Source organism: Xenorhabdus sp. PR6a (genome assembly GCF_028599065.1).
In the GTDB taxonomy this organism is placed as follows: Bacteria; Pseudomonadota; Gammaproteobacteria; order Enterobacterales; family Enterobacteriaceae; genus Xenorhabdus; species Xenorhabdus doucetiae.
Genome location: NZ_JAQRFJ010000139.1, coordinates 1 through 2,002 on the forward strand (window position 1 = coordinate 1; position 2,002 = coordinate 2,002).

Below are 2,002 nucleotides of genomic sequence, written 5' to 3' on the forward strand. Positions count from 1 at the left end.
GGCCAGTCACCCGCCAGATGCAGTGTTTCCAATTTTTGCACCGCTTCCGTGATCGTGGGCGCGGTGCAAACGGTCAGTGTCCTTTCCCGTTGATACGTCCCCGGTGCCGGGCAATCCATCAGGCCCGTGACCTGAGCCGTAAAAACAGGGTGATGTGATGCAACGCCGGTATCATCCGGTACCGGTAAAAATATCGGGTTCATGGTGATTTCCTTGAGTGATTAAGTGAATGTCAGATAAAGAAAACACCCGCCCGATACCGGGAAGGTGTTTTTGCTTCCCCGGTCAGGCGCTTAAGAAAAACAGAAAAACGACAGCATTAATGGACTGAGTGATCAGTGATAATAGGTGTGCGCTGTTCGTCATGATAAAGTGAAAAGCCCGTCATGCCCCCTTTAATCCCAATGCCGCACGGATAGACTGAGTCTGCGGATGTTGCAACGCGTATTCCCGCAGGTCACAAAACCGCTCAGCAACCTCATCCTGCTTCATCAGCGCGGTCAGGTAACCCAATACAGTCAGGGTCACTATCAACCCGAAGATATCCGCTGACACTTCACCTTCAAAGTGCGTGATATCGACGTTGACAGTATACGTATCAGACCGTGTCGGCACCGCATAGGCGATTTTGTCTGATATTTTCCGGCACCGCCATTGATCACTGCGGTAATCCTCACAGAGCGTAGCTGCGGCTTTAATCACTGTGTGTTCCAGCAGCATTAATTCCAGCGGACTGGTACGCGGAAAGACGTCCGCGAAAGGGAACAATTCTGCCGCCGGTGTGGATGGCGCCGTTGTCATGGTTTCGTTTTGTTGCATGATGTACTCCGGATAAAACAACGGAGAACACCCCGCCCGACGGGAAAGGTGTTCCCCGTCTGGGTGATTGGCACATTGGCCAGCATGGATGAAGAAAAAACACCCGCCCAACTGACGGGAAGATGTTTTCAGCTCCCCGGTCAGGCGCTTACAGAGAAAATGTCAGCATAACAGGCTGACGAATTAATGATTTTTGTTATTTTGACTGCCGATAAAAAACGCACTGACCACCTCGTCAGAAACATGGGTATCCAGCGCCGTTTTTATCAGTGCGGCTTCCGCGTGTTGCGACGCATGTTTGCGCAATTGCCCGAAGCGGTGGGCATCCTCATTCGGGGTATCCACTGCGGCAATACGGACAAACACCGCCATCGTCACCGCCAGCCCGAACGCTTCCGCTGAGAGCGTGACATGCAGTTGCTGGTCAGGCAGCCACACGGGATACGTTTCCCGTTGCGTCGGCACCAGAAAGCTTAAGCCTTCTGACACCCTGCGGCTCTCCCAGTGTTCAGGCCGATAAACCTGACAAAACCTGGAGGCCGTATTGGCCAATAAAAATCCCAGAAACAGCCGCTCCAGCGGTGTCCTGCCGGGAAAGGTGGCTGACAGCGAGAGCGTGTCAAGCTGGACAAACTCATTGTTTGGCATCGTAGTGAACTCCTTAAAAAAAGACGGAGAACACCTGCCCGACGGGAAAGGTTCCCCGTCCGGGTGAATGGCCGCATGGCCATCAATGATTAAGAAACCTTCATCGCCATCAGGACTGACGATATCTGCTTCCAAAGGTGCGCAGATGTACCACACATCGGTGTACTCCCTTGCAGGCTACAGGAGTGTTGTTGTCGCTGCCCGAAGGTGATCCTCACAAGCGACCGGATCATTAATAAGCCTTATCACGCTAATAAACGGAAATAATAAGGTCAATGCGTAATTCTTTTTCCGGCAGGGAAAAATAACGTTATTCCGTTTCATTATTCTGATAGTAAACCTGCCGGATATAACGCCCCCGTCCATCTCCATGCCCCAAATCCATCGACACCAGCGCCAGCGCTTCCCGCTCACTGAAGCCCTGTGCTTTGTAATGTTCCCCTGATTGCTGTGCAAAATGGTAACGCATACTGTGCGGCGCTTGCTGACCCACCAGTCCGGCACGTCTGACCACGTAACGGTAACGGTCTATCGC

Annotated in this window: 3 protein-coding genes and 2 pseudogenes; 1 reads left to right on the forward strand and 4 read right to left on the reverse strand. The window is 52.4% G+C overall.

The features are described from left to right. Both PSI15_RS17720 and PSI15_RS17725 read right to left on the reverse strand, forming a co-directional pair. Nucleotides 1–203: pseudogene (locus PSI15_RS17720) on the reverse strand (hypothetical protein); the annotation flags it as partial. 181 nt (nt 204–384) lie between these two features. Further along, the gene (locus tag PSI15_RS17725; protein ID WP_273584665.1) at nt 385–819 is read right to left on the reverse strand and encodes an antirestriction protein; all 435 of its coding nucleotides are present in this window, start codon (nt 817–819) and stop codon (nt 385–387) included. Here PSI15_RS17725 and PSI15_RS17730 point away from each other — a divergent pair. Next, a complete protein-coding gene (locus PSI15_RS17730; protein ID WP_273584666.1) occupies nt 814–990 on the forward strand; it encodes a hypothetical protein in 177 nt (58 codons plus the stop codon). The two genes, PSI15_RS17725 and PSI15_RS17730, sit on opposite strands and share 6 nt — an antisense overlap. A gap of 12 nt (nt 991–1,002) precedes the next feature. Here the strand turns inward: PSI15_RS17730 and PSI15_RS17735 are convergent, their stop codons facing one another. Together PSI15_RS17735 and PSI15_RS17740 are read right to left on the reverse strand one after the other, a co-directional pair. Further along, nucleotides 1,003–1,623, reverse strand: a complete 621-nt coding sequence (locus tag PSI15_RS17735) for an antirestriction protein (RefSeq protein WP_273584667.1) — start codon at nt 1,621–1,623, stop codon at nt 1,003–1,005. A 154-nt stretch (nt 1,624–1,777) separates the two neighbouring features. Then, a pseudogene (locus PSI15_RS17740) lies at nt 1,778–2,002 on the reverse strand (integrase domain-containing protein); the annotation flags it as partial.

Coding starts and splice junctions, on each gene's coding strand:
- PSI15_RS17725 (WP_273584665.1), bottom strand. CDS start 819: ATGCAACAAAACGAAACCATGACAACGGCGCCATCCACACCGGCGGCA.